The 20,853-nt window shown below is 68.5% G+C and carries 20 protein-coding genes; 12 read left to right on the top strand and 8 right to left on the bottom strand.

The features are described 5' to 3' along the window. Positions 1-13: 13 nt before the first annotated feature. A complete protein-coding gene (nadA, locus tag ACQP2T_RS40205) occupies positions 14-1,171 on the bottom strand; it encodes a quinolinate synthase NadA (protein WP_433510083.1) in 1,158 nt (385 codons plus the stop codon). Between the two features lie 157 nt (positions 1,172-1,328). Between nadA and ACQP2T_RS40200 the strand changes: the two genes are divergently transcribed. Then, positions 1,329-1,682, top strand: coding sequence for a HesB/IscA family protein (locus ACQP2T_RS40200; protein ID WP_357944942.1), 354 nt, complete (start codon positions 1,329-1,331; stop codon positions 1,680-1,682). A gap of 113 nt (positions 1,683-1,795) precedes the next feature. Continuing rightward, on the top strand, positions 1,796-2,782 hold the full coding sequence (locus ACQP2T_RS40195) for a carbohydrate kinase family protein (protein ID WP_363989488.1): 987 nt from the start codon (positions 1,796-1,798) through the stop codon (positions 2,780-2,782). Positions 2,783-2,946: 164 nt separating this feature from the next. Here the strand turns inward: ACQP2T_RS40195 and ACQP2T_RS40190 are convergent, their stop codons facing one another. The 3 genes from ACQP2T_RS40190 to ACQP2T_RS40180 form a co-directional block, all read right to left on the bottom strand. Next, positions 2,947-3,378 carry a CBS domain-containing protein gene (locus ACQP2T_RS40190; RefSeq protein ID WP_433510082.1) on the bottom strand — a complete coding sequence of 144 codons (432 nt, stop codon included), beginning with the start codon at positions 3,376-3,378 and terminating at the stop codon, positions 2,947-2,949. A gap of 81 nt (positions 3,379-3,459) precedes the next feature. After that, entirely contained in the window at positions 3,460-3,705 is a 246-nt protein-coding gene (locus tag ACQP2T_RS40185) for a sulfurtransferase TusA family protein (protein WP_225298426.1), read from the bottom strand. Then, positions 3,702-4,844: a cysteine desulfurase family protein gene (locus ACQP2T_RS40180; protein WP_433510081.1), complete on the bottom strand. Its 1,143-nt coding sequence runs from the start codon at positions 4,842-4,844 to the stop codon at positions 3,702-3,704. Before ACQP2T_RS40180 ends, ACQP2T_RS40185 begins: the two co-directional genes overlap by 4 nt. Before the next feature lie 175 nt (positions 4,845-5,019). Here ACQP2T_RS40180 and ctaC point away from each other — a divergent pair, with 175 nt between their 5' ends. From ctaC to ACQP2T_RS40160, 4 genes are all read left to right on the top strand, one after another. Continuing rightward, positions 5,020-5,814 (top strand): aa3-type cytochrome oxidase subunit II, encoded by a 795-nt coding sequence (gene ctaC / locus ACQP2T_RS40175; protein WP_433510080.1) that lies wholly within the window; start codon positions 5,020-5,022, stop codon positions 5,812-5,814. Continuing rightward, on the top strand, positions 5,811-7,472 hold the full coding sequence (gene ctaD / locus ACQP2T_RS40170; protein WP_433510079.1) for an aa3-type cytochrome oxidase subunit I: 1,662 nt from the start codon (positions 5,811-5,813) through the stop codon (positions 7,470-7,472). The genes ctaC and ctaD overlap by 4 nt, the downstream gene beginning before the upstream one ends. Then, complete coding sequence (locus tag ACQP2T_RS40165) at positions 7,472-7,885, top strand: cytochrome c oxidase subunit 4 (RefSeq protein ID WP_225298434.1); 414 nt, start codon at positions 7,472-7,474, stop codon at positions 7,883-7,885. Before ctaD ends, ACQP2T_RS40165 begins: the two co-directional genes overlap by 1 nt. Before the next feature lie 141 nt (positions 7,886-8,026). Then, positions 8,027-9,310 (top strand): Ig-like domain-containing protein, encoded by a 1,284-nt coding sequence (locus ACQP2T_RS40160; protein WP_433510078.1) that lies wholly within the window; start codon positions 8,027-8,029, stop codon positions 9,308-9,310. 128 nt (positions 9,311-9,438) lie between these two features. Here ACQP2T_RS40160 and trpD read toward each other — a convergent pair whose 3' ends face one another. Continuing rightward, positions 9,439-10,485 (bottom strand): anthranilate phosphoribosyltransferase, encoded by a 1,047-nt coding sequence (trpD, locus tag ACQP2T_RS40155; RefSeq protein ID WP_433510077.1) that lies wholly within the window; start codon positions 10,483-10,485, stop codon positions 9,439-9,441. A 9-nt stretch (positions 10,486-10,494) separates the two neighbouring features. Then, positions 10,495-10,893: a hypothetical protein gene (locus ACQP2T_RS40150; RefSeq protein ID WP_363990350.1), complete on the bottom strand. Its 399-nt coding sequence runs from the start codon at positions 10,891-10,893 to the stop codon at positions 10,495-10,497. Positions 10,894-11,090: 197 nt separating this feature from the next. Here ACQP2T_RS40150 and ctaE point away from each other — a divergent pair, with 197 nt between their 5' ends. From ctaE to qcrB, 4 genes are read left to right on the top strand one after another with little or no spacing between them, the layout of a single operon-like run. Next, a complete protein-coding gene (ctaE, locus tag ACQP2T_RS40145) occupies positions 11,091-11,741 on the top strand; it encodes an aa3-type cytochrome oxidase subunit III (RefSeq protein WP_225298440.1) in 651 nt (216 codons plus the stop codon). Positions 11,742-11,755: 14 nt separating this feature from the next. Continuing rightward, complete coding sequence (qcrC, locus tag ACQP2T_RS40140; protein ID WP_433510076.1) at positions 11,756-12,568, top strand: cytochrome bc1 complex diheme cytochrome c subunit; 813 nt, start codon at positions 11,756-11,758, stop codon at positions 12,566-12,568. After that, the gene (gene qcrA, locus ACQP2T_RS40135; RefSeq protein ID WP_433510075.1) at positions 12,565-13,677 is read left to right on the top strand and encodes a cytochrome bc1 complex Rieske iron-sulfur subunit; all 1,113 of its coding nucleotides are present in this window, start codon (positions 12,565-12,567) and stop codon (positions 13,675-13,677) included. The genes qcrC and qcrA overlap by 4 nt, the downstream gene beginning before the upstream one ends. Further along, positions 13,674-15,326, top strand: a complete 1,653-nt coding sequence (qcrB, locus tag ACQP2T_RS40130) for a cytochrome bc1 complex cytochrome b subunit (protein WP_433510074.1) — start codon at positions 13,674-13,676, stop codon at positions 15,324-15,326. Before qcrA ends, qcrB begins: the two co-directional genes overlap by 4 nt. Before the next feature lie 451 nt (positions 15,327-15,777). Here qcrB and ACQP2T_RS40125 read toward each other — a convergent pair whose 3' ends face one another. Both ACQP2T_RS40125 and ACQP2T_RS40120 read right to left on the bottom strand, forming a co-directional pair. Beyond that, positions 15,778-16,065: an Lrp/AsnC family transcriptional regulator gene (locus ACQP2T_RS40125; protein ID WP_225298448.1), complete on the bottom strand. Its 288-nt coding sequence runs from the start codon at positions 16,063-16,065 to the stop codon at positions 15,778-15,780. Between the two features lie 9 nt (positions 16,066-16,074). Beyond that, positions 16,075-17,775, bottom strand: a complete 1,701-nt coding sequence (locus tag ACQP2T_RS40120) for a DEDD exonuclease domain-containing protein (protein WP_433510073.1) — start codon at positions 17,773-17,775, stop codon at positions 16,075-16,077. Positions 17,776-17,861: 86 nt separating this feature from the next. Here ACQP2T_RS40120 and ACQP2T_RS40115 point away from each other — a divergent pair, with 86 nt between their 5' ends. Together ACQP2T_RS40115 and ACQP2T_RS40110 are read left to right on the top strand one after the other, a co-directional pair. Further along, entirely contained in the window at positions 17,862-19,358 is a 1,497-nt protein-coding gene (locus ACQP2T_RS40115; protein ID WP_433510072.1) for a serine/threonine-protein kinase, read from the top strand. Continuing rightward, entirely contained in the window at positions 19,348-20,829 is a 1,482-nt protein-coding gene (locus tag ACQP2T_RS40110) for a serine/threonine-protein kinase (RefSeq protein WP_433510071.1), read from the top strand. Before ACQP2T_RS40115 ends, ACQP2T_RS40110 begins: the two co-directional genes overlap by 11 nt. Positions 20,830-20,853: the final 24 nt, after the last annotated feature.

Raw genomic sequence — 20,853 nt, 5'->3', positions numbered from 1 at the left:
CGGTCGTGAGAGGTTAGGGGAGGGCCAGCATGCGGTCCAGGGCGACCTTGGCCCAGTGGGTGGTGTCGGCGTCGACCGTGATCTGGTTGACGACCTCCCCGAGCGCCAGTGACTCCAGCGCCCAGACCAGGTGCGGCAGGTCGATCCGGTTCATCGTCGAGCAGTAGCAGACCGTCCTGTCCAGGAACGAGACGTTCTTGTCGGGGAACTGCGTGGCGAGTCGCTTGACCAGGTTCAGCTCAGTGCCGATCGCCCAGCTCGAACCCGCCGGGGCCGCCTCCAGCGTCTTGATGATGTGCTCGGTCGAGCCGACGTGGTCGGCCTTGAGCACCACCTCGTGCTTGCACTCCGGGTGCACGAGCACGTTGACGCCAGGGATGCGCCGCCGTACGTCATCGACCGACTCGGCCGTGAACCGGCCGTGCACCGAGCAGTGGCCCTTCCAAAGGATCATCTTGGCGCGGTCGAGCTGCTCGCGGGTGAGACCGCCGTTCGGGCGGTGGGGGTTCCAGACGACGCAGTCGTCCAGCGACATGCCCATCTCCAGCACCGCGGTGTTGCGGCCCAGGTGCTGGTCGGGCAGGAACAGCACTTTCTGCCCCTGCTCGAAGGCCCAGTCAAGGGCCCGCTTGGCGTTGGAGGAGGTGCAGACCGCGCCGCCGTTGCGGCCGCAGAAGGCCTTGATGTCGGCGCTGGAGTTCATGTACGTGACGGGAATCACCTGATCGGCGAGACCGGCGTCCTCCAGCGACTCCCAGCACTCCTCGACCTGGTCGAAGGTGGCCATGTCCGCCATCGAGCAGCCCGCCGCCAGGTCGGGCAGGATCACCTTCTGCTCCGGGCCGGTCAGGATGTCGGCGGACTCGGCCATGAAGTGCACGCCGCAGAAGACGATGAACTCCGCCTCCGGCCGGGCCGCGGCCTGCTGCGCGAGTTTGAAGGAGTCGCCGGTGACGTCGGCGAACTGGATGACCTCGTCACGCTGATAGTGGTGGCCCAGCACGAACAAACGGTCACCGAGCGCCTCCTTGGCCTTGCGCGCCCGCTCCACCAGGTCCGGATCGGAGGCCGGTGGCAGCTCACCAGGACAGTCGACCCCCTTCTCGCTGTGCGGATCGGCGTCCCGGCCGAGTACGAAGAGCGGCAGCCCAGTCTGGGTGGCCATGGCCATACCCCCTTATCGTCGAACTGACGATACTCATCATGACATATCGCCCGTAGCGCTTATTCCGGGGGTCCGGAGGGCTGGGAATGTGTAGCACGGGGGATGTGTTGGTAGCGTCTAAGTAGGACGTCGTAAACAGACAGCCGGGTTAGGGAGTCAGCAGATGACGGTTGAGAGCAGCGAGACCACGACGCAGGGCCTGATCCTGACTGACGCGGCCGCCGCCAAGGTCAAGGCCCTGCTTGAGCAGCAGGGCGAAGAGGGCCTGCAGCTGCGCGTGGCCGTGCAGCCGGGTGGCTGCTCCGGTCTGCGCTACCAGCTCTTCTTCGACGACCGCTCGATGGACGGCGACGTCGTGTCCGACTTCGGCGGCGTGAGCGTGGTCACCGACAGGATGAGCGCCCCTTACCTGCTGGGCGCCTCCATCGACTTCGTCGACACGATCGAGAAGCAGGGCTTCACCATCGACAACCCCAACGCCACGGGCTCCTGCGCCTGTGGCGACTCGTTCAACTAGTCGATGCGCCCAAGGTCCCGCTCGCATCCGTGCGACGCGGGACCTTCGCGTATCCTTACTCGCGTATCCTCGTTTGGTTCATTGGCTTGCCGACAACGAGGAAGAAGAATCCCGTGCGCATCGCCGTCACCGGCTCCATCGCGACCGACCACCTGATGACATTCCCAGGAAGCTTCGGCGAGCAGCTCATCGCCGAGCAGCTCGATCGGGTGTCGCTCTCCTTCTTGGTGGACGACCTGCAGATACGTCGCGGCGGGTGCGCGGCGAACATCGCCTTCGGCATGGGCTGCCTGGGGCTCACCCCGATTCTCGTGGGCGCGGTCGGCTCGGACTTCGCCGACTACCGCTCCTGGCTGGAGCGCCACGGCGTGGACTGCGATTCCGTGCACGTCTCCGAGAACCATCACACGGCCCGCTTCCTGTGCACCACGGACGAGCATCACAACCAGATCGCCTCGTTCTACACCGGCGCGATGGCCGAGGCGCGGCTCATCGAGCTGCGGCCCGTCTCCGACCGCGTGGGCGGGCTCGACCTGGTGCTCATCAGCCCGAATGACCCCGACGCCATGCTGCGCCACACCGACGAGTGCCGCCAGCGTGGCATCCCGTTCGCCGCCGACCCCTCGCAGCAGCTCGCGCGCATGGCCGACGAGCAGATCCGCGACCTCGTCGACGGCGCCGCCTACCTGTTCTCCAACGACTACGAGAAGGGGCTCATCGAGCAGAAGACCGGCTGGTCCGACGCCGAGATCCTCGACCGGGTGGGCGTCCGCGTCACCACGCTCGGCCCCAAGGGCGCCGTCATCGACCGCGCGGGTGAGCCGTCCATCCAGGTCGCTCCCGCGCCGGAGCAGGGCAAGGCCGACCCGACCGGCGTCGGCGACGCCTTCCGCGCGGGCTTCCTGTCCGGTCTGGCCTGGGGCCTGCCGCTGGAGCGCTGCGGCCAGCTCGGCAACCTGACCGCCACACACGTGCTGGAGCGGGTCGGCGGCCAGGAGTACGAGCTCGGGCAGAAGGCCTTCCTGGAGCGCTTCGGCGCCGCCTACGGAGCCGGGGCCGCCGAGGAGATCGCGGACCTCGTCCGCTGCCACCACGCCTGACCCACAGCCACCGCCTCCCCACGCGGAGCGCCCCGCCGCACGGTCAGTGCGGCGGGGTGGTGTGTGCTCCGTGATGATGCGGTCTGTACGCGGCCCGCGACACCGCAGGGCGTGCGCGGCCCGCGACACCGCAGGGCGTACGCGGCCCGTGATACGGCAGGTGGTCAGACGTCCAGGTAAACCCGGTGGACGAATTCGACCAGCTGGTCGTCGGGCAGGTGCCTGGCCAGGTCGGCCTCGGTGATCATGCCGACGATCCGCATGTCCGCCATCACCGGCAGCCGCTTGATCTGATGGTCCTCCATGAGCTGGAGTGCCTCCTCGACCGTGGCGTCGACCGGCACCGAGACCAGCCCGACCACCAGGTCGCCCGCCCGCATGGCCGACGGGGCGCGGCCCTCGGCCACGCACTTGATCACGATGTCGCGGTCGGTGATGATCCCGGTCACGCGGTCGTCCACGCAGACCGGCAGTGCCCCGACGTGGCTGTCACGCATCATCTGCGCGGCCCGGTCGAGCGTCTCGTGGGCGGGGATGCACTCCGCTCCATGGCTCATCAGGTCGCGCGCGGTCTGGTGTGAGTGTCCGTCCGTCATGTCTTCCCCCCGGAAGTCGATGGTCTGACCCGAGGGGCTTCATACCCACTTTGTGATGCTCTGCGCCGTACGTACGAAATGTCAGTAATTGCGGCGTACGTGGATGGACCAGCCACCCTGCGGCAGCTCGTAGGAGCCCACGTGGCGGTGGGACTTCAGGCGGCACCAGGCGGGCACGTCCGTGAACGCGGCCGGATCGTCGGCCAGGACGGCTATCACGGCGTTGAGCGGGACGTAGTTGATCTGCTCGGCGAGCATGATGATCGGGATCGGGCACTTCTTCCCGAGCGCGTCGATCGTCAACGCCGGCTGAATAACCTCGGTCATGCGACTCCTGCGTCCTGCCGGATTCGGTGCACCACATCGGGCAGCACGGCGAGGAACCTGTCGACCTCGGCCGCGGAAGCGCCCCTGGGCAGTGACACCCGGACATTCCCATGCGTGAGCACGCCCATGGCTTCCAGAACGTGCGATGGACGAAGCGTACTAGCGGTGCACGAACTCCCGGACGATACTGCGAATCCCGCCTTGTCCAGCTCGGTGAGCAGGACCTCCCCGTCGACGTACAGGCAGGAGAACGTCACGATGTGGGGCGCCCGCTCGACCGGATCGCCGATCACCTCCACGTCGGGCACGATCTCCGGCACGGTCCGCCTGATCTTGTCGACGAGCGCGGAGAGCCGGGAACGTTCGCGCGCCGCCTCGGCGGTCATCGCGCGCAGCGCGGCCGCGGCGGCGACGATGCCCGGTACGTTCTCGAACCCAGGGACCCGGCGCCGCTCGCGCTCGTCCTCCGGCAGGAACGACCTGAACCGCGTGCCCTTGCGCACCACCAGCACGCCCACCCCGGCGGGACCGCCCCACTTGTGGGCACTGGCCGTCAGCACCGACCAGCCCTCCGGAATCGGCAGCCGACCGGCCGTCTGCGCGGCGTCGACCAGCAGCGGGACGCCGTGCTCCCGGCAGGCCGCGGCCGCGGCCGCCACCGGCTGGAGCGTGCCGACCTCGTGGTTGGCCGTCTGCAGGCAGGCCAGGCCCGTGTCGGGCCTGGCGACGGCGGCCTTGAAGGCGGCCGGGTCGACGCGTCCGCGCAGATCCACCCCCACGATCTCCACCGTACCGCCGCCGCGTTCGTGCAGGCTGGCGGCGTGCAGCACGCTGGAGTGCTCGACCGCGCTCGTCACCAGATGCCGCCCCGCCCTCCGCCTGCCGTGTAGGGTGCCGAGCACGCCGAGATGCACGGCCTGTGTGCCCGAAGAGGTGAACGACACCTCGTCCGGGCGCGCGCCGAGCGCCTCGGCCACTTCCGTACGGGCCTGCTCCAGCAGCAGGTGCGCACGGCGGGCCTGGCCGTACAACCTCGCGGGGTCGGCCCAGCCGACATCGATCGCCGCCAGGAGCGCCTCGCGGGCCTGGGGGTGGAGCGGCTCGGTCGAGGCCGCGTCAAAGTACGCCACGAGACCCATCGTCCCACTTGCCGTACGCCATCGAGGGGGCGCGCGGGAGGGCGGGGCTCTTGCACGCTAATGTGTCTGCAATCAGCTGTGCTTTTAGACATTACGAGCGCCCAGGAGGACTCCTGGGCTTCATCTGTGGGGTAGGCGATCCGTGAGTCCGACTCGCCGTTCGACACGGCGTTCGTTGGCCCGGCGCAGAGTGCCGCGAGCCGCCGCTTTGGCGTTGCTGCTGGCCTCCGCTACGGCATGTGCTAGTGACATTCCCGAGGCCGATTGGTCCAAGGGTCTGCTTCCTGAGCACATCACCAGCCAGGGCGACATCGTCCAGAATCTTTGGAACGGGGCCTGGGTCGCCGCACTCGCCACGGGCGCCGTGGTCATCGTCCTGATCATCTGGGCGTGTGTGTTCCATGTGAAGCGCAAGGCCAAGGCCGAGCTCCCGCCGCAGGTCCGTTACAACCTGCCGATCGAGATGCTTTACACCTTGATCCCGCTGGTCATGGTGTCGGTGTTCTTCTTCTTCACCGCGCGCGACAGCCGGGACCTGCAGCAGCTCTCCGGCCACCCTGACGTCAAGGTCAAGGTGGAGGCGTTCCAGTGGAGCTGGCGGTTCACCACGACGCTCAACGGCAAGACGCTGAAGCCGGTCGTGGGCCAGCCCGTGAGCGACTACAAGTCGGGCCCGCAGCTCGTGCTGCCCGTGGGCAAGACGGTGGAGTTCGAGCTGGAGTCGCCCGACGTCATCCACTCCTTCTGGGTGCCGGCGTTCCTGTTCAAGCGTGACGTCATCCCGGGGCTGCCCAAGGACAACAAGGGCCGCTTCTTCGAGATCAAGACGCTGGACAAGCCCGGCGTCTACGCGGGCCGCTGCGCCGAGCTGTGCGGCGTCGACCACAGCCGCATGCTCTTCTCGGTGAAGCTCGTCAAGCAGGCTGAGTACGACCAGTACATCGCGACTCAGGCTGGGAGCGCTCAGTGACCGCCATCCAAGAGCCAATCTCGACGACCCCGAGGCGTGCCAGCAAGGGCGCGGTGGTCGTGAAGTGGCTGTCCAGCACCGACCACAAGATCATCGGTCACCTCTATCTGATCACGTCGTTCGTCTTCTTCCTGATCGGCGGCGTCATGGCGCTGATCATGCGGGCCGAGCTGGCGCAGCCGGGGTTGCAGTTCACCAGCAACGAGCAGTTCAACCAGCTGTTCACCATGCACGGCACGATCATGCTGCTGATGTTCGCGACGCCGCTGTTCGCCGGGTTCGCCAACGAGCTGATGCCGCTGCAGATCGGCGCGCCCGACGTGGCCTTCCCCCGGCTGAACATGGTGAGCTACTGGCTCTACCTGTTCGGCAGCATCATCGCGGTGTCGGGCTTCTTCACGCCCAACGGCGCCGCCTCCTTCGGGTGGTTCGCCTACACGCCGCTGTCGACCGCGATCAGCTCGCCGGGCATGGGCGGTGACCTGTGGATCATGGGTCTGGCGCTGTCGGGCCTGGGCACGATCCTCGGCTCGGTCAACTTCATCACCACGATCATCTGCATGCGCGCGCCGGGCATGACGATGTTCCGCATGCCGATCTTCACCTGGAACATCCTGCTGACCAGCATGCTCGTGCTGATGGCCTTCCCGGTGCTGGCCGCCGCGCTGCTGGCCCTGGAGGCCGACCGCAAGCTCGGCACCCACATCTTCACCCCGGAGAACGGAGGGGCGCTGCTGTGGCAGCACCTGTTCTGGTTCTTCGGCCATCCGGAGGTCTACATCATCGCGCTGCCGTTCTTCGGCATCGTGAGTGAGATCTTCCCGGTGTTCAGCCGCAAGCCGATCTTCGGCTACATCAGCCTCGTGGCCGCGACGATCTCGATCGCCGGCCTGTCGATCACGGTCTGGGCGCACCACATGTTCCCGACCGGGCAGGTGTTGCTGCCGTTCTTCTCGTTCATGACGTTCCTCATCGCGGTGCCGACGGGCGTGAAGTTCTTCAACTGGATCGGCACGATGTGGCGTGGGCATCTCACGTTCGAGTCGCCGATGCTGTTCTCGATCGGCTTCCTGATCACCTTCCTGCTGGGCGGCCTGACCGGCGTCATCCTGGCCTCGCCGCCGCTCGACTTCCAGATCAGCGACACCTACTTCGTCGTGGCCCACTTCCACTACGTGGTGTTCGGCACGGTGGTGTTCGCGATGTTCGCCGGCTTCTACTTCTGGTGGCCCAAGTTCACCGGCAAGATGCTCGACGACAAGCTCGGCAAGCTGCAGTTCTGGCTGCTGTTCATCGGCTTCCACGCGACCTTCCTGATCCAGCACTGGCTCGGCGTCGTCGGCTTCCCGCGCCGCTACGCCGACTACAGCCCCGCCGACGGCTTCACCGACCTGAACCTCATCTCGTCGGTCGGCGCCTTCGTGCTCGGCCTGTCGGTGCTGCCGTTCTTCTACAACGTCTGGAAGACCGCGCGCAGCGCGCCCAAGGTCACGGTCGACGACCCGTGGGGCTACGGCAACTCGCTCGAATGGGCGACCTCCTGCCCGCCGCCGCGGCACAACTTCACCATGCTGCCGCGGATCCGGTCCGAGCGTCCCGCGTTCGACCTGCACTACCCGCACGTGTCCGCCAAGACGCCCCAGGAGGTCGAGGCCTGATGAAGGTACAGGGTTGGCTGTTCCTGCTGTGCGGCCTGTTCTTCGCCGGTGTGGACGTCGCTTACTGGTTCTGGACCAAGGCGGACACCGGTCACGGGGAGCCGGTCGGCACCACGGCCATGGCCATCTCGGTCGGCTTCGCGTTCATGATCGGCTACTACCTGATGTTCACGGCGCGGCGCATCGGCGACCAGCCCGAGGACAACAAGCAGGCCGAGATCAGCGACGGCGCCGGTGAGATCGGGTTCTTCAGCCCGAGCAGCTGGTGGCCGCTGTTCCTCTGCCTGGCGGCGGCGTTCGCGTTCGCCGGGTTCGTGATCGGGTTCTGGATGTTCCTGATCGGCGTGTTCCTGATCATCATGGCCATGATCGGATTCGTGTTCCAGTACTACCGGGGTAACTTCTCGCACTGACCGCGAGACTTTCGGCGGGTGTCCTCTTCTGGGAGAGGACGCCCGCTTTTTGTTGTTCTTTGCCGGTACACGGATGTGACGAATCAAGCACTCAGGGTAACAAGTGAGGGGAATGGATCGATCTCGGACGGGGGAGTGCACGTGGGGCGCTTGGCTCATGGATCCGCCGGGCTGCTGGCCCTGGCCCTGCTGACATCGTGTTCTGGGGCCCAGACCGAACCTTCCGGAAGCGCCGGGGCGACCGGTGCCGCCACCAGGGGTCCGGCCGCCGGGGCCGCGGCCGGACAGACCGCCGCGGTCGGTGACGGGGTCGCGAAGCCGCCTGTGGCGGCCACCGTGGTGGTGAATCCACTCAACAAAGCCGGAAATATCCCGACAGACCAGACCGTGGTGGTCACCGCGCAGTCCGGCACCCTCAAGAGCGTCCGGATCCAGGGCGGCGGCAAGGCGGGCGAACTGCCGGGCGTGCTCAGCGCCGACGGCACCGCCTGGCGCAGCACCCGTACCGCCAGGCCGGGCACCACGTACACGATCACCACCCTCGCCGCCGGAGCCGACGGCAAGCCGATCGAGAGCACCAGCACGTTCTCGACGGTCAAGGCGACCAAGACCTTCGACATCGAGACAGTGACGCCGAACCGCTACGACACCGGCCTGACGGTCGGCGTCGGCATGCCGGTCATGATCACGTTCGACCAGCCGATCACCGACCGGGTGGCGGTGGAGCGCAATCTCGTCATCCACAGCTCGAAGCCGGTCGAGGGCGCCTGGCACTGGTTCGACGACCGGCATGTGGACTTCCGGCCGCTGCACTACTGGCCGGCACACACCAACGTCCGCATGGAGGCCCACCTGGCCGGGGTGCGCGGGGCCGAGGGCGTGTACGGGAAGCGCGACTTCGCCTTCGACTTCAAGATCGGCCGTTCGCAGATCACCAAGGGCAGCACCGACGTCCACGTGCTGACGGTCCGCCGCGACGGCAAGAAGATCCGCACCATGCCGATGAGCGCCGGCCAGGGCGGCGAGTGGAAGTACTACACGACCTCCGGCATCCACCTGGCCATGTCCAGGGAGCCGGTGACCGTCATGACCTCACCCGGCATCGGGCCCGGCTCGGCGGGCTACTACCAGCTGACCGTCTACGACACCGTGCGCATCTCCAACAGCGGCGAGTACATCCACAGCGCGCCCTGGTCGGTCGGCTCGCAGGGCTACTCGAACGTGAGCCACGGGTGCGTGAACGTCAGCCCGGAGAACGCGGCTTGGTTCCTCAAGAACACGCTGATCGGGGACCCGATCATCATCACGGGCTCACCTCGGGTGCTGGAGCCGACCAACGGGTGGGGGCACTGGCAGGAGAGCTGGCGGGAGTGGCTCAAGTGGAGCTCACTCAAGGCCGCCCCCACCATGCTCCTCAACCGCTGAACGCTCCTCAACCGCTGAACGCTCCTTAACCACTGAACGCTCCTCAACCGCTGAAGGGCTCTGTCCGTCCCTGTAGCCCTCGCGGCAGCCCTCTTGGGCGCCTTGCGGTCGCAGAGGTCCCGAAGGGGTCAAGCCGGGCGGAGGGAGCGGCTGGTCTCTATCCAGCGGTCCAGCGTGGCGGCGGCGCGGCCGGAGTCGACCGCCTGGACGGCGCGCGCGTAGCCGTCGATCATCGCCGCGTCGAGGTCGTCGCCGGGTCCGTCCAGCGCCACCAGGGCGGCCGCCGCGTTGAGCAGCACGGCGTCGCGCACCGGGCCCGTCTTGCCACGCAGGAGGTCATGGACCGCCTGGGCGTTGAAGGCGACGTCGCCGCCCTTGAGGGCGCCCGCGTCGGCCCGGGGGATGCCGAGGACGGAGGGGTCGAAGACGGTCTGGGTGGCGACGCCTTCCTTGACGATCCAGACCGTGGAGGTCGTGGCGATCGTGAGCTCGTCGAGGCCGTCGTCGCCGCGGAAGACCAGGGCGGAGACGCCGCGCTCGGCGAAGACGCCCGCGAGGACCGGCAGCATGTTCTTGTCGAAGACGCCGATGGCCTGGGCCGCGGGGCGGGCCGGGTTGGTGAGCGGGCCGAGGAAGTTGAAGACCGTCGGGACACCGATCTCCTTGCGCGGCGGCCCGGCGAAGCGCAGCGCGGGGTGGTAGACCGGGGCGAAGCAGAAGGCGATGCCCGCCTCGCGGGCGACGAGGGCCGTCTGCTCGGGCGTCAGGTCGAGGCGGATGCCCAGGTGCTCCAGCACGTCGGCGGCGCCGCACGAGGAGGAGGCGGCGCGGTTGCCGTGCTTGACCACGCGGGCGCCCGCGCCGGCGGCCACGATGGCGGCCATCGTCGAGACGTTGACCGTGTGGGCGCGGTCGCCTCCGGTGCCGACGACGTCGACGACCGGGCCCTCGACGTCGAGTGGGGTGGCCAGCTCCAGCATGGTGCGGGCCAGGCCCACGACCTCGGCCACCGTCTCACCCTTGGCCCGCAGCGCGACCGCGAACCCGGCGATCTGGGCCGATGTCGCGGAGCCGGACATGATCTCCCGCATCGCCCAGGAGGTCTCGTCGGCGGTCAGATGCTCACCCGACAGGAGAGCCGAGAGCAGGGCGGGCCAGGTCGTCCGGGCATCCACGGCAGGCACCTACTTCGCGTTGAGTCGGGTCGAGGCGCGGCGGCGCATCAGGTCGGCGACGGTGTCGGCCAGGACCATGGGCTCCAGCGGCTGCGGGACCACGGCGTCGGCCTTGGACCACTCGGCCAGCCAGCGGTCGTCGCGCCGGGCGATGATCAGGCAGACGGGCGGGCAGTCGTAGACCTCGTCCTTGGCCTGGCGCGAGACGCCCATGCCGCCGGCGGGCTGGGTCTCGCCGTCGAGGATGGCCACGTCGATCTCGCCGGAGCCCAGCCACTGGTGAACCTTGGGCTCGGTGGCGCACTCCACGATCTCCACGAGGGGGACATCGGCGGCGGGTCGCCGGCCGATCGCCAGCCGAACCTCTTCACGGGTGGCGGCGTCGTCGCTGTAGACGAGAACCCTCATCGTGTCGTCGGTGCTCACGGTCGCGCTCACTATCGGTCGTAGCTGTATGGTCACCTGGGATCGTACCGGTGCCCCGGCCCGCAATCCCAGGCCGCCGTCTCTGGCGGGCGTTTTGTCCTCATTTTTTGAGGTTACGGGCATGTTTGTTCCTGCTTACGGGGGGGTCGTGCGCGGGACCGCCCACAGAAGCCGCAATAATGCTGCCCGTGGCGACAGCATCCGCAATAACTTCGACGACGACAGCACAGCCGTACCGCAGACCCAATCTGGTCAGCGTCGGTACGATCGTCTGGCTGTCCTCTGAGCTCATGTTCTTCGCGGCGCTGTTCGCGATGTACTTCACCATCCGGTCGGTGAGCGAGGGCAACGGCCTCGAGTGGGGCCCCGCGCTCCTGCAGAAGGGCGTGGAAGCCGAAGGCGCTCACCTGAACATCCCGTTCGCGACGGTCAACACGATCATCCTGGTCCTGTCGAGTGTGACGTGCCAGCTGGGCGTATGGGCCGCGGAGAAGGGGCAGGTCGGCAAGCTCCGTTTCTGGTACCTCGTGAGCTTTCTGATGGGCGCGGTCTTCGTCGCCGGTCAGCTGTACGAGTACGGCGAGCTGGCGAAGGAGGGCGCGACCCTTTCCGCGAACGCCTTCACCTCGGTGTTCTACCTGACGACGGGCTTCCACGGCCTGCACGTCACGGGTGGCCTGATCGCGTTCCTCTTCATGCTGGGACGGACGTACGCCGCGAAGCGCTTCACGCATGAGCAGGCCACCAGCGCCATCGTCGTGTCCTACTACTGGCACTTCGTCGACGTCGTCTGGATCGGCCTTTTCGCGACCATCTACATTATTCGTTAAGGAACGGGATCTCTGTGACTAGGATCACCGCTTGGCGGCGGCATCCCCTCGCGAGATACGCCGTCCTGATTTTCGCGTTGGCGCTGGTCGGGATGGCATACACCGCCTTTGTTCAGGTGGGTAAGCCTGCTGACGCGGCCCTCGCGTCAGGCAGGGTCGACGACGTGGCCGAGGGCAAGGCCCTGTTCGAGCTGCACTGCTCCAGCTGCCACGGGCTCAACGCGCAGGGCGTCAGCGGGAAGGCTCCCACGCTCATCGGCGTCGGGGCCGCGGCCGTCGACTTCCAGGTGAGCACGGGCCGCATGCCCGCGGCCGACTCCGGCGCCCAGGCGCCGCGCAAGCCGGAGCACAGCTGGGTCAACCCTGACTCGATCCGCAAGCTCGGCGCCTACGTGCAGTCGCTCGGCGGCGGTCCGCAGGTGCCCGGCAAGGAGCAGGTCGACGCCAAGCTCGGCGACGCGGGCAAGGGCGGTGAGCTGTTCCGCGCCAACTGCATCCAGTGCCACAACTGGGCCGGCGCGGGCGGCGCGCTGACGCAGGGCAAATACGCCCCCAACCTGAACCAGGCGTCTCCCACGCAGATCTACGAGGCCATGATCACCGGCCCGCAGGCGATGCCGGTCTTCAACGACTCGACGATCACGCCTGAAGAGAAGCGCAGCATGATCGCCTACATCACCAGTGTTCGCGAGCAGAAGGACCCGGGAGGTTTTGGCCTCGGGCGTATTGGCCCGGTCACCGAAGGTCTCGTAGCTTGGATAGCGGGCCTCAGCGCCCTCGCCCTCGCCGCCATCTGGATCACCGCGAAGAAGCGACAGAAGTCATGACAGACAACGAGCATGAGATCGAGCAGCCGGACGAGCGCGTCCCACGGCGCGTCATCGGCACCCCCGCACCGGGCACCTCGATGCTCGGCGCCCCCGAACGCGAGGACGCCGAGGTAGAGATCCCGGGTGTCACGCTGCAGGACGAGCAGAAGGCGCGCAAGGCCGAGAAGATCGTGGCGCTCTGCTTCACGATCACGTTCCTCGCGGCCATCGCGTTCATCATCTCGTACGTCTACTTCCAGGTCGGCAGCCCGGAGAGCACCGGCGTGTCCAACCTGGCGCTCGGCGGCACGCTGACGATCGCGCTGCTGGGGCTGGCCTCCGGCATCGTGATCTGGGTCCGCATGATCATGCCGAAATACTCCCTGGTCCAGGAGCGCCACCCCATGGTCTCCGGCGAGGAGGAGCGGGGGGTCGTCGCCGAGACCTTCATTCAGGGCGCCAACGAGAGCGGGTTCGTCAAGCGCAAGCTGCTGCGCCGCACCCTGCTGCTCGCGGCCGCGCCGCTGGGCCTGCTCCCGGTGGTGCTGCTGCGCGACCTCGACAACTCCAAGATGCCCGGCGCCGCCTTCAACAAGACGCTGCGGCACACGGTCTGGGGTGAGAAGACCAAGGACGGCAAGCCGCGCAGGCTCGTCGTCGAGGGCACCGGCCAGCCGATCCGCGCGGCCGACTTCAACTCCCCGGGCGGCATCCTGTCGGTGGTGCCCGATGGCTACCAGCACGACCTGAACGCCCTGGCCAAGGCGACGCTGATCCTGATCAAGTTCCGCCCCGAAGAGATCAAGTCCGGGGTCAACCAGAACTGGACGCACGACGGCATCGTCGCCTACTCCAAGATCTGCACGCACGTGGGCTGCCCCGCGGCCCTCTACGAGCAGACCACCCACCACATCCTCTGCCCCTGCCACCAGTCGACCTTCGACGCCGCCGACGGAGCGAAGGTCATCTTCGGCCCGGCCGCCCGGCCGCTGCCGCAGCTGCCGATCACGGTCGACGGTGAGGGTTTCCTCGTCGCCAAGGGGGACTTCAACGTGCCGCCCGGTCCCAGCTACTGGGAGCGCGGCGACGCCGAAGCCGAGGCCAGGTCCAAGGGAGGCCAGGCATGAGCGAGCTGACCACCGTACCCAAGGCCATCGCCGGCCCGTCGAACTTCCTCGACGAGCGCCTCGGCGCGGGCAACTTCCTCAAGCGCAACTTCCGCAAGGTCTTCCCCGACCACTGGTCGTTCCTGCTGGGTGAGATCGCGCTCTACTCCTTCGTCATCCTGCTGCTGACCGGGACGTTCCTGACGTTCTGGTTCAAGCCGAGCATGGCGGAGATCGCCTACGACGGGTCGTACGCCCCGCTCAAGGGCGTCATGATGTCCCAGGCATACGCGTCGTCGCTGGAGCTCAGCTTCGACGTCCGGGGTGGTCTGCTCATGCGGCAGATGCACCACTGGGCGGCCCTGATGTTCGTGGCCGGCATGATGGTGCACGCGCTGCGGGTGTTCTTCACCGGCGCCTACCGCAAGCCGCGCGAGCTCAACTGGCTGATCGGCGTCGGGCTGCTGACGCTGGCGCTCGCCGAGGGCCTGACCGGCTACTCCCTGCCTGACGACCTGCTGTCCGGCGCCGGTCTGCGGATCACCGAGGGTGTGGCGATCTCGCTGCCGCTGGTCGGCACGTACGTCACGTTCTTCCTGTTCGGCGGGGAATATCCGGGTGAGGATGTCATCTCCCGGTTCTACTCACTGCACATCCTGCTCATCCCGGGCATCATCCTGGCGCTCGTCTCCGCCCACATGGTGCTCATGTGGACGCAGAAGCACACCCAGATGCCCGGCAAGAACCGCAACAACCACAACGTGGTGGGAGCACCCTTCTACCCGGCCTTCATGGCCAAGGCGGGCGCGTACTTCCTGTTCACGTTCGCGGTGGTGGCGGGGCTGGCGACCTTCGCCCAGATCAACCCGATCTGGCTGTTCGGGCCCTACACGCCCGCCGACATTTCGGCCGGTTCGCAGCCCGACTTCTACATGGGCTTCCTCGAAGGCGCGCTGCGCATCATGGTGCCGTGGGAGATCAACCTGTTCGGCACGTCCCATGCCGGGACACTGCCGCTCAGCGTCATCATCCCGGCGCTGGTACCCATGGGCATCATCATGACGGGCCTGGCGCTCTATCCGTTCCTGGAACGCTGGGTCACGGGCGACAATCGCGAGCACCACATCGCCGACCGCCCGCGCAACAACCCGCACCGCACGGCGATCGGCATGACGGCCATCGTGTTCTACGGCGTGCTCTGGCTGCTCGGCGCCAACGACGAGATCTCGGCCAACTTCCACATCAGCCTGAACGTGACCACGTACGCGGGGCGGGTGCTGATCTTCGTACTGCCCGCGCTGGCGTACCTGATCACCTATCGCATCTGCCTCGGCCTGCAGCGCTACGACGCGGGCGTCGTCTCGCACGGTGTCGAGTCCGGTGTGATCAAGCGGCTGCCGCACGGCGAGTACATCGAGCTGCACACGCCGGCGGACGACGACATCGCCGCGCACGTCCAGGGCAAGGAGCCGGTGCTGATGCTGCCGGCCGCGCCCGACAGCGCGGGCATCCCGCCGAAGGGCATGCGTGGCCCGCTCGGCAAGCTGCGCGCCCGGATGTCCAAGGCGTACGGAGGGGAGAAGATTCCTCTCGACGACGGGCATGGGCATGGGCATGAGGAGGAGCACGCGGCGATCGGCGCCGGCGACGACCACTCCGTGACGCGGTAGTTTCTCTTCGGTTCGGGCCCGGGCGGATCATCCGTCCGGGCCCGTTCTTTTGTCTTCAGGGCCGGTGCTCTCCCGCGCGGGAGTCGTCTCGCGCGGTGTCGAGTCCGGTGTGATCACGCTCGCGCGATGTCGAGTCCGGTGTGATCAAGCGGCTGCCGCACGGCGAGTAGATCGAGCTGTACGCGGCGGGCGCGGTGGGTCGCACACGGCGGGCGCAGTGAGCGGTACATGGCGGTGCGGTGGGCTGTTCCCCGCGAGGGGTTGCCGGAAGCCACGGTCTCACCGTCTCGTTACGGCGCCCAGCCCCGTACACCTCAGGACCGTATCCCTGGACAGGGCCCAGCCCCGTACGCGCATTGGGGCTCACCGTGCCTGCCGTAAAAAAGCCTGATTTCCCGCGCTATGGGCGGCGCTCAGCCCGTGCCGGTGATAAAAGTCCGGATTAGTGGGGCTAGTCGCTCTCCCCGAAGCCGATCGAGAACGCCGCGTCGAGATCGTGCTTGGAGTAGGTGCGGAAGGCGATGTGGGTCTCGGTGTGGAGCACGCCGGCCACCTTGTTGAGGCGCCCCGGGATCACCTCGGCGATCTGCTCGTAGGCGGCCACCCGGACCATCGCCAGCAGGTCGTATTCGCCGGTGATGGAGTAGACCTCGCTGACCCCCTCGATCTCGGCGATCGTCTGGGCGACCTCCGGGATCCGGTCTACCTCGGCGTTGATGTGGACGATAGCCGTGACCATGGGCCAACTCTAGCGGCCCTGATCGAGGCCGCGGTAGGCGAGGTCGATGCGGGCCTTGTGGCGGGCGGCGCCGTGGGCGGGCAGGCTCCACTCGCCGTCGATCTCCACCAGGCGGATCCCCGGTGACTCCAGCCAGCGCAGGATGCACTCGGTCTCCTCGGCGCTGGCCGCGTGGACGGGCCCGGGGCCGGGGATGACGCTCTCGGCCATGGCCACGAGGGACTCGACATAGGGGACGGGGTGGGCGCCGCGTGGCATGACGCCGGCCGCGCTGAGCCGGCCGTAGCGGATGACGTGGATGTCCCAGCCGCCGTCGAAGGCCGGGCTGGCGGCGACCAGCTGGGGGATGCGGGTGATGGCCGTGAGGCGCTGCATGCGGGCCGCGGTGCGGACGAAGGCCGCGAGACGGTCACGGTCGACCGAGGCCTCCTCGTAGCGCTGCTCGACCGAGAGGCGCTCCATTCGGGCCGACACCGCGGAGAAGACGGACGAGGCGTCGAGGGTCATGGCCCGGCGGGCGGCCTGGGCGTGCAGCGCGTAGTCGGTCTGGCTCTCCTTGCCCTCGCACGGCGCTCCGCAGCGCCCCATCTCGTAGAGGACGCAGGCCGCTCGGTGGGTGCGCAGGCTGATCGGCTGCGTGCATTGGCGCAGCGGCACCGCCTCGTGCAAGGCGATGCGGGCGTCGTCGGCCGAGCGGCTGCTGGAGAAGGGACCGAGGTAGGCGGCGCCGTCGTCCTTGAGCTCGCGCACGATCGACAGCCGGGGGAACGGCTCATCGGTCAGCTTGAGCCAGACGACCTTCTCCGGGAAGCGCGACCTGCGGTTGTAGCGGGGTTTGGCGCCGCCGATCAGGCGCAGCTCGCGTACTTCGGCTTCGAGGGCGGTGGTGCAGACGATGTGGCGGACCCGCTCGGCGATGCCGATCATCTCGCGGATGCGCGGGCGGGTCTCGCTGGCGGTGAAGTAGGAGCGGACGCGGTTGCGCAGGTTGGTGCTCTTGCCGATGTAGAGGACCTCGCCGCGTTCGTCCTCGAAGAGGTAGACGCCGGGGGAGTGGGGCACCGAATCGGCCAGGTGGCGCTTGCGCTGTTGCTCGGGAGTGGGGGCGCGGACGAAGGACTTGAGCTCTTCGAGCGTGTGGACCTGGAAGGAGCCGGCCCGCTCGATCAGCCCGTGGAGCACGTGGACGGTGGCCTGGGCGTCCTGCAGGGCGCGGTGGCAGGGGTCGGTCGGGCTGCGGAAGAACCGGGCCAGCGTGGCGAGCTTGGCGTTGGGCGTCTCGTCACGAGTCAGCACGCGGCGGGCCAGGTCGACGGTGTCGACGACCGGGTTGGCCGGTGGGGGATAGCCGTGGGCCGCGCAGGCCGCCTTGAGGAAACGGGTGTCGAAGCTCGCGTTGTGGGCGACCAGGGTCGTGCCGCGGATGAATTCGAGGAAGGCCGGCAGCACCGACTCGATGCGCGGCGCGGCCACCACCATGGCGTCGGTGATGCCGGTCAGCACGGAGATGAACGGCGGGATCGGCCCGCCGGGGTCGACCAGCGTGGAGAACTCCCCGAGCACCTCGCCCGCCCGCACCTTGACCGCGCCGATCTCGGTGATCATGTGATCGGCCGGGGAACCCCCGGTCGTCTCGAGGTCGAACACGACGAACGTGACGTCGCTCAGCGGAGTGCCGAGCTCGTCGAGAGTGCCTTGAACCGGATCCACGAACCAAGACCATAGAGAGGTAGACCGACAGTTATCAGTTTCGAACGAATAACTGTCTGGCTTGATCCTTAGTTACCCTTCCGTTTATGTCCGGGGGAAGACTCGCCAGCCGCTACTCACTGCTGCGGCCGCTCGGTAGTGGCGGCATGGGCAGGGTGTGGCTGGCCAGGGACGAGATGCTTGAGCGCGAGGTGGCGGTCAAGGAGCTCACGCTGCCCGAGGGCCTGTCCGCCAAGGAGCGCGGCGACCTCGTGACTCGGGCCGTACGCGAGGCCCAGGCGACCGCCCGGCTGCGGCATCCGGGCATCGTGGCGCTGCACGACGTCATCGTCGAGTACGAGCGGCCGTGGCTGGTCATGGAGCTGCTGCGGGGCCGTACTCTCGCGGACGCGGTCCGGGAGCGCGGAGCGATGCCGCAGGAGCAACTCGCCGACATCGGGGCGCGCGTCCTGGACGCGCTGTCCACCGCGCACGCGCAGGGGTTGCAGCATCGCGACGTCAAGCCGGGCAACGTCTTCCTCACCGACGGCGGCCGGGTGGTGCTCACCGACTTCGGCATCGCCCGGCAGGAGGGGCAGGCGACGCTGACGGAGCAGGGGCTGATGATCGGCTCGCCCGGCTTCATCGCGCCCGAGCGGCTGGAGGGTGAGCCGGGCGGCTCGGCCAGCGACATCTGGTCGCTCGGCGCCACGCTTTTCACGGCCGCCGCGGGCGGGCCGGCTTACGGCGGCTCGCCGGCCGAGCGGATCAGGGCGACGCTGACGCTGCCGCCGCCGGTCGTGCCCGGCCCGATCGGGCCGGTCCTCGCCGCCATGATGGCGCGCCATCCCGCCACCCGCCTCGACGCGCGGACTGCCATTCACGCGCTCGGCGAGGTCGCGGCGGGGCGCACGGTGCGGCTCGCGACGCAGCACGACCTCACCGCGCCCGGCCGGGTGAAGCGCCGCGGTAAGGCGATCGTCTGGATCGCCGGCGCCGTGGCGGTGCTGCTGATCGCCGTCGGCGTCACCTACTTTGTGGCGAAAAATCAGGACAAGGTGCCAGAAGCCTTCAGCGTCCCCATGAACGTGTGCTCGCTCCTCGCCCAGGCCGAGATCGGCGAGCTGCTGAACACCCGGCAGCCGCCCAAGCCACAGCCCGGCTCCGACGAGGTGGGCCCCAAGTGCGGCTGGCCGGTCCAGGGCAGCGGCGTGGGGCTGCAGCTCCAGAAGGACTCCGACACCGCCGACCCCTGGTCGATGACTCCGGTGACGGCCCACACGCTGCTGGGCAATCAGCAGCGCTATTGGGCCAAGTACGACGAGGTCGACTGGACCTGGCCGGAGATCGGGGTGAAGAACTCACTCAAGGCCAAGCGCACTCCGGTCCACGCCCTCACCGGCGTCGGGGAGGAGGGCTTCGCCTTCGAGCTCGCCGGGCCGTCGGGGCGGGTGCACTCCGCCCACGTCTACTACCGGCTGGCCAACCTGGTGGTGAGCGTCGAGTACACCACGCTGGCCACCAAGCCCACCGACGAGGACATCAGGCAGTCGGCGCTGAAGGCGGCGCGGGCCAGTGAGCGGGCGTTGCGCAGTGCAGGCTGACTTCTACCTCCTGGCCGGCCGTTACCGCCTGGTGGAGCGGCTCGGCGAAGGCGGCGCGGGCACCGTGTGGCGGGCGCTCGACCAGACGCTAGACCGGCAGGTCGCGGTCAAGCAGATGCGGGTGCCGGAGGGGCTGACGCCGCGCCAGCGGGCCGAGTTCGCCGATCGGGCGATCCATGAGGCCAGGTCCGCGGGGCGGCTGCGCGATCCCGCCATCGTGCTCGTCCACGACGTGGTGCTCGACGGTGACCAGCCGTGGATCGTCATGGACCTGGTCGCCGGGCGCTCGCTGGACAAGGTCATCGGAGAGCGCGGCCCGCTGCCGCCGCAGGCCGTGGCCCGCATCGGGGCGCAGGTGCTGTCGGCGCTGCGGGTGGCGCACGCGCACGGCATCCTGCATCAGGACGTCAAGCCGGGCAACATCATGCTCGACGCCGACGGTTCGGCCATGCTCACCGACTTCGGCATCGCGACCCCGATGGGCGGCCGGGGCGATCGGCGGGGCACCGCGGGCTCGCCCGGCTACATGGCCCCCGAGCGGCTGAACGAGCATGCCGCCGGCCCCGCCTCCGACCTGTGGTCACTCGGCGCGAGCCTCTACACCGCGGTGGAGGGACGGCCGCCGTTCGAGCGCGCCCTGCCGGCCGCGGTGGCCGCCGCGGTGCTGCTGCACGACCCGCCGTTCCCGGCCAGGGCGGGGCGTGAGCTCGGCGGGCTGCTGATGGCCATGCTGGCCAAGGATCCCGCGGCCCGGCCGTCGGCCGAGCAGATCGGCGAGCGGCTGAGTGGTGTGCCCACGTCCGCTCGCCGGGGGCTCGTGTCCGCTTCCGGTGCCGGCCGGCGCCGATGGTGGCTCGTGCCCGCCGTGCTGGCCGCCGTCGCCGTGGTGGGGGTGGGCGGCTGGTACGGCGTGAGCGTACTGAACGGGCCGAAGGAGACGGGCAGCTACGCGGCGGCGCCCGACCCGTGCGGGCTGATCGGTGACGCGAAGGCCGGGCAACTGCTGAAGGATCCCAGGCAGGCGTCCACCGGTGCGGTGCAGCGGCAACGCACCAGGGCGGGCGAGTGCGTGTGGCAGGTGCGCGACGGCTCCCGGGTCGTCCGCTCGATCACCGTGCGGACCAGGGCCGAGCAGCCCGACGGCGACTACAGCGGTCCCGCCGTGGCCCGGCTGCGGTTCGACAGCGAGCGCGGCAGCCGCGCGGCGGCGAAGGGCACGGTCTTCCGCAAGACCGTCGGTCCCCTGGCCGACGTGCCGGGCGTGGGCGAGGCGGCGTTCGTCCAGGACGCCTACGAGCTCTACATGGGCAGTACCGAATCCGGCCGATCGGACAGCACGCTGCTCTTCCGTACGAGCAATCTCGTGGGCGAGGTCATCCTGCGCCGCGAGGACGTTCCGCTGAGCTCCCCGGCCGACAGGAAGACGGCGATCGAGTCCGCCCGCGTGGTCTCCGCGGCGCTCCGCGGCTGAAGCCCTTCGCAAGCATCTTGCAAG

Source organism: Nonomuraea sp. CA-143628 (genome assembly GCF_050942315.1).
Taxonomy (GTDB): domain Bacteria; phylum Actinomycetota; class Actinomycetes; order Streptosporangiales; family Streptosporangiaceae; genus Nonomuraea.
The sequence above is the reverse complement of the archived record's forward strand: the minus strand, read 5'-3'. Positions and strand labels throughout refer to the sequence as shown.